Annotated in this window: 3 protein-coding genes; 1 reads left to right on the top strand and 2 read right to left on the bottom strand. The window is 63.9% G+C overall.

Going from position 1 to position 5595, the window contains the following annotated elements; all coding sequences use genetic code 11:
* Positions 1-2587 (top strand): S8 family serine peptidase (locus tag GY769_23875; protein ID MCP4204959.1); only part of this gene is annotated, 2587 nt, incomplete at its 5' end.
* A gap of 151 nt (positions 2588-2738) precedes the next feature.
* Here GY769_23875 and GY769_23870 read toward each other — a convergent pair.
* Entirely contained in the window at positions 2739-4373 is a 1635-nt protein-coding gene (locus GY769_23870; protein ID MCP4204958.1) for a M28 family peptidase, read from the bottom strand.
* A gap of 55 nt (positions 4374-4428) precedes the next feature.
* Positions 4429-5595 (bottom strand): tetratricopeptide repeat protein (locus tag GY769_23865; protein MCP4204957.1); only part of this gene is annotated, 1167 nt, incomplete at its 5' end.

Genomic DNA, 5595 nt, shown 5'->3' with positions numbered 1-5595 from the left:
TCTCTACGATTTTTCGGACGGGGCTGGCATCAGCGTCAGTGATCTGGCAGCCGGGACCCCGGTCGACCTCGCGATTGAAGACCCGGATCGGGTCTCGTGGAGCGGCGGCGGCTTGAACCTCGAGCAGGCGACGCGGGTCTCCAACACGGTCGATGCGGTCAAGGTGTTCGACTCCTGCAGTTCCAGCAACGAGCTGACCGTCGAGGCCTGGATCACACCGGGTGCGCTCTCGCAGGGGGGGCCGGCACGCATCGTCAGCCTCTCGAACGATCCGTACAACCGTAATTTCAGCCTTCTCCAAGATGGCGATCGATACCAGTTCAGGCTGCGAACGACCACCAATGGAAGCAACGGGACGAGGGTGCGGCTCTATAGCGCCAGGTCGAGCGTCGAGGCGACTCTGCAGCAGCTGGTCGTCACCCGCGACGCTTTCGGCAGCGCCTCGTTCTATCTGGACGGCGTTCTGGTCGACAGCGAGACGATAGACGGCAGCTTTGACAACTGGAATGCGAACTACGGCCTAGCCCTCGGCAATGAGTTCAGCACCGGCAGCACGACAACCAGCCGGGACTGGGTGGGCAGATACAGCTTGGTTGCGGTCTATTGCGAGGCCCTTTCGGCGGAGCAGGTGGAGCTCGAGTATCAGGCGGGCCCGGAGGTGGTGGATCCCTACGCGAGCGAAGGTGTCTGGTATGTCGCCGACGGCTTCGAAGCGGTTTCATTCTCGAACAACGACGGCTCACGACGCTGGAAGGGTGACTGGAAGGAGATCGGCGAGCTTGATGGCGCAGGCGCGGGCGACGTGTACGTTTCGGCGTACTCCGCCGGCCAGGGCCTGCGGATCGCCGGCGCCGACAAGGGCCTGCGCCGACGCGTCAATCTCGAGAGCGTAGGCTACGCCTTCCTGGTCTTCGACTACCAACTGGACAACTTGGACGGGGCGACCGACGGGCTTTCGGTCCAGGTCTCCGGTGATGGTGGCGACACCTGGATCGAGGCCCACAATCTCGTGGGCACCCAATTTCTGGACACCAGCTTCTTTATCTACGACATCTCGAGCTACGCCAACCACAACACCGAGATCCGGTTCGTCACGTCTTCCGAGTTCGGATTTGGAGCGTCGGTCGTGCTCGACGGAGTGGAGGTCTGGGGCATCCACACGCACGAGTCCGCCAATGAAGCCGCCCTGGATGCCGCGCCCTACAGCGATTTTCCGGCCTTGGTGAGTGCCGATCGCTTGCACGAGCAGGGAGTCCTCGGGGCGGGGGTCAGCATCGCGGTCGTCGATACCGGGCTCTGGTCTTGGAAGACGCTCGTCGAGGATTCGAGCGGCAAATCGCGTCTCGGCGTCCGCTACGACGCGATACGAGATCAGACCCATTTCGGTGGTGATGGCCACGGTCACGGGTCGCATGTCGCGAGCGTGGCGTTGGATAGCCAATCGGTGGGTGGCCGCTTCAACGGCATCGCGCCCGATGCCGGCTTCGTGGCGATCAAGGCATTCGACGACAGCGGGCGCGGCTCTTACGCCAACGTCATCCGCGGTCTCGACTGGATCTTGAAGAAGAAGGACATCTACAACATCGGGGTCGTGAACATGTCTTTCAGTGCCGAGCCCAGCTCGTACTACTGGGACGATCCGCTGAACCAGGCGGTAATGGCTCTGTGGAAAGCCGGAGTCGTCGTGGTCGCCTCGGCGGGCAACCGTGGCCCTGGCGCGATGACCATCGGTGTGCCGGGCAACGTGCCCTACGTCATCACCGTGGGCGCGATGTCCGACGGCGCGACCATCGACAATGACACGGACGACTTCCTGGCGACCTTCTCATCGACCGGGCCGACCGTAGAGGGCTTCGTAAAGCCCGAGGTGATAGCTCCCGGTGGGCACATGCTGGGCGTCGTCGACGTCAACAGCCTGCTACCCAGTCAGCATCCCGAGTGGGTCTTCGGCAACTACTTCTATATGTCGGGCACGTCTCAAGCCGCGGCCGTTGTCAGTGGCGCGGTGGCCCTGCTGCTCGAAACCGATCCGACGGCGACGCCGGACGAGATCAAGTGCCGTCTGATGAGCTCGGGACGCCCGGCGATAAAGGTTGACGGCACGCTCGCCTACAGCGTGTTCCAGCAGGGAGCCGGGCTGATCGACGTCTGGAACTCGGTGCACAGTGTGGCTTCCGACTGCGCGAACGGGGGGCTCGATGTCGAGGCCGATCTCGCTGGTCGAGCGCACTTCGGGGGGCGAGCTATCCGCAATGCCGACGGCAGTTACTCTCTGATGGGTCTCGAAGGAGACGGCTTCCTCTGGAACGACGGCGGCTTTCTCTGGAACGATGGCGGCTTTCTCTGGAACGATGGCTTCCTCTGGAACGACGGTGGTTTCCTTTGGAACGACGGCGGCTTCCTGTGGAACGATGGCTTCCTGTGGAACGACGGCGTGATCTCGGGTGAGGGTATGAGCTGGGACGACGGCCGGGTCTGGGCCGACGGCTTCCTGTGGAATGACGGCTTCCTGTGGAACGACGGCTTCCTGTGGAATGACCACCTGACCGAGAGCATCCGGATCAACTCCTGGGTCGAGCAGGAGTAGTCGAGCTCCCGTGATGAAAGGCGAGTCCTATTGGGCGGTTCCTGACTGAGACGCCGGACCGCCCATTCCCGAGCCCGCCTATCGCCCGCAGATCTATCGAAAGGTGTAGAGGGTCAGAATCAAAGCGTTCGAGCCGCTCGGAGGCCCGCTCCTACCGCCCGTAGAGCGCCTTCCACTCCTCCTCGAACTCGTGGCCCTCGATCCAGCGCGGTTGGTCGTCGGCGTTCGCGGCGCGGGTCGCGGTCTCGAAGAGGATCCTCATGTCTCGGGTGATTCCCTCGAGATCCCACTCGGGGAGGATCTCGTCCGTGACCTGGTGGTAGTTGGCTAGCCGCAACTCGTCTGGATCGAAGCCGGGTGGTGTCACGAAGTCCTTGCCCCGCTGCAGGTAGAGCGCTGGGATTCCCGCCTTGGCGAAGTTGACCTGGTCCGAGCGATAGAAACTCCCGGCATTTGGGTTGGGGTCGCCCACGGCCTGGGCGCCGTGCTCCGCCGCTATCTCGCCAAAAGCCGCGCCCAGGCTACTCATCTCGAGGCCGATCGCGCCGACGTCGTGGGTGAGGCCGAAGCACTGAGGGGAGTCGATGTTGAAGTTGGCGACCATCTGGTTGAGCGGCACAGGAGGGCTCTTCACGAAGGCGCTGCTGCCGAGAAGTCCGCCCTCCTCCGCCGTGGTGGCGACGAAGATGGATGAGCGCCGCAGGGGCGCCGCCGCTGTTGCGTCGGCCGCGGCGAGCATGGCCGAGACACCCAGCGCGTTGTCCAGTGCTCCGTTGAAGATCTTGTCGTCGCCCTCGGCATCGGAATTCATGCCCAGATGGTCGTAGTGGGCCGTGTACACGAGGTATTGGTCGGCGAGATCCGGGTCATTCCCCCGCACGACGCCGACTACGTTGGCGTCCTCGACCCGCTCGATCGCCGTCTCGACATGCGCGGTGAGCCGGTAGTCGGTGTCGACCGGGTGGAAGTCGCGCCGGTTGGCCATCTCGAAAAGGCCCGGCAGCGTCGTGTCCATCGACGCAGCCACGCGCGAGCTCATGTCTTCATCCAACCAGCCCAGAAGATCGAGGTTGTAGGTGCGTTGCCAGATCCTGCGTGATCCGGTGTTGCCGATCACGCTGAACTGATAGCTGGCGGACTCCAGGGTGTGGACCACGATGGCGCCCGCCGCGCCGAGTTTGTCCGCCTGTTCGAACTTGTAGGTCCAGCGACCGTAGTAGGTGCGCGCATCGCCTCCGAAGAGCTCTTCTCCGTTCTCTTCTACACGCGGGTCATTGTTGAGGAATAGAAGGACCTTCCCCTCCACGTCCTCGCCCTTAAAGTCGTCCCAGTCGTGCTCCGGCGCCTGGACTCCGTAGCCGACGAAGACGATCGGCACGTCCGCGAGCTCGACGGCCGGCCTTTCCGCCGTTGACCAGAAGGTGAAATTGACGTCGTTTTCGAGCGGCAGGGCGCCGTCGGGGCCGGTGATGGTGAAAGAGGACTTCTCGACGTCCTTCTTCAAGCCGACCAACTCGACAGGGAGAAGATAGCTGTCGCCCATGGGTTCGAGTCCGAGTTGCTCGAAGCGGCTGGCGATGTAGTCGGCAGCGCGCTTTGCACCGGGTGTGCCGGCAGCGCGCCCTTCCATGCTGTCGGCGGACAGCGCCTCGACGTCGGCGAGGATGCCGCCCGCCGTGATCCGGTCAGCCGGCCTTTCGACACCGGCGGCGCTATCGGAGCTGTCCGTGCCGGGGGCGCATGCAATTGCGCAGAGTAGGAGTGCGCTCAGAGTCCTTTTCTGCATGGTCTGAAACCTCGTGATTTGTTGATCCCCAGCGCCGTAATTGCCAGTTCCCGTTTCAGTACGTTCGAACCTGTTCGTGAGCTCGGCGGGCGGCTTCGGACCGGCCGGTCTCTTCATAGAGACGCTCGAGAAGTGCCCAGGTAAAGCGCGGGCTCCAGGACTCGGGGTCGTCAAGCCGGCTATGGTGCTCGACCAATTCGAGCAACTCATGCTCGGCCACTTCATAGTTCTGTAAGTCCAGGTGACAGAAGGCGGCCTGCTGCCGGGCGTCGAGGTGCTCGTGACTGTCTTCTCCCCGGACGGACTTCCACATCTCGGCAGAGAGCCGGTAGTACTCGAGCGCCTCGTCCGTAGCGTCGGCGCGGCGACGGAGCTCAGCCAGGTGGTCGAGCGTGATCGCGAGCAGCAGGTTGCGGTCCGAAGCCGCCTGATGGCTTTCGACTGCCATGAGCGCCCAGCGCGAGGCTTCTTCGAGGTCGTCGAGTGCCGAGTAGTCCAGAGCCAGTGCGCGGGCCGTGGCGCCGATCCTTCGGTCCGAGATCTGCAGGTGCTTTTGATAGATTGCAATCGCCCGCTCGCGAAGCGGGATTTCCTGACGCGGTTTTGCGGTGTAGAGATCGGCCAGCCGTTCGAGGGTGTCGGCCACCACCAGAGACTCCGGGCCGTAAACGGTTTCGCGCTGAGCCAGCCCCTCCTGCACCAGACGAATCGCCTCGCTCCGCTGGCCCTGTTTCTTGAGCCGGTAGACGTCTTGCCAGTCGATCGGGCACTCGCATTCGTCCACCACCTCGGGCTCGGGCTCCGGCAGGCGACCCAGGGCGACGAGCGTCTTGCGCAGCTCGCGGCGCTGGAACTCGTAGCCGCGGTGGTCGGCACCCACGAGCGCGTCGGTGCGCTCGACCGCGTGCCGGAGATAGGGTTCCGCCTCGGCGTAGCGGCCGCGCGCCGCCAGGAACTTGCCGTACTTGAAGATGGGTCCAGAGCCGATGCCGTTGTTGGCCTCGAGATCGACCAGCGGCCGCAGCAAGGCCTCCGCTTCGTCGTAGCGACCCAGCGCCTCGTACTGCTCGGCGAGCCGGACCTCGTTCTCGTCCCGTTCGGCGGCCTCAACGCCGTCTCGCCGGGCATCGACCTGCAAGCGTTCCTCGAGCACGGCGGCCGCGTCCTCGTGCCGATCGCGCTGTCTGTAGTAGTAGAAAAGCGAGCCAAGTGCGTCCGAGAG

The sequence above is a fragment of the bacterium genome (assembly GCA_024224155.1).
Classification (GTDB): domain Bacteria; phylum Acidobacteriota; class Thermoanaerobaculia; order Multivoradales; family JAHEKO01; genus CALZIK01.
This window is presented reverse-complemented; position numbering and strand designations above follow the sequence as displayed.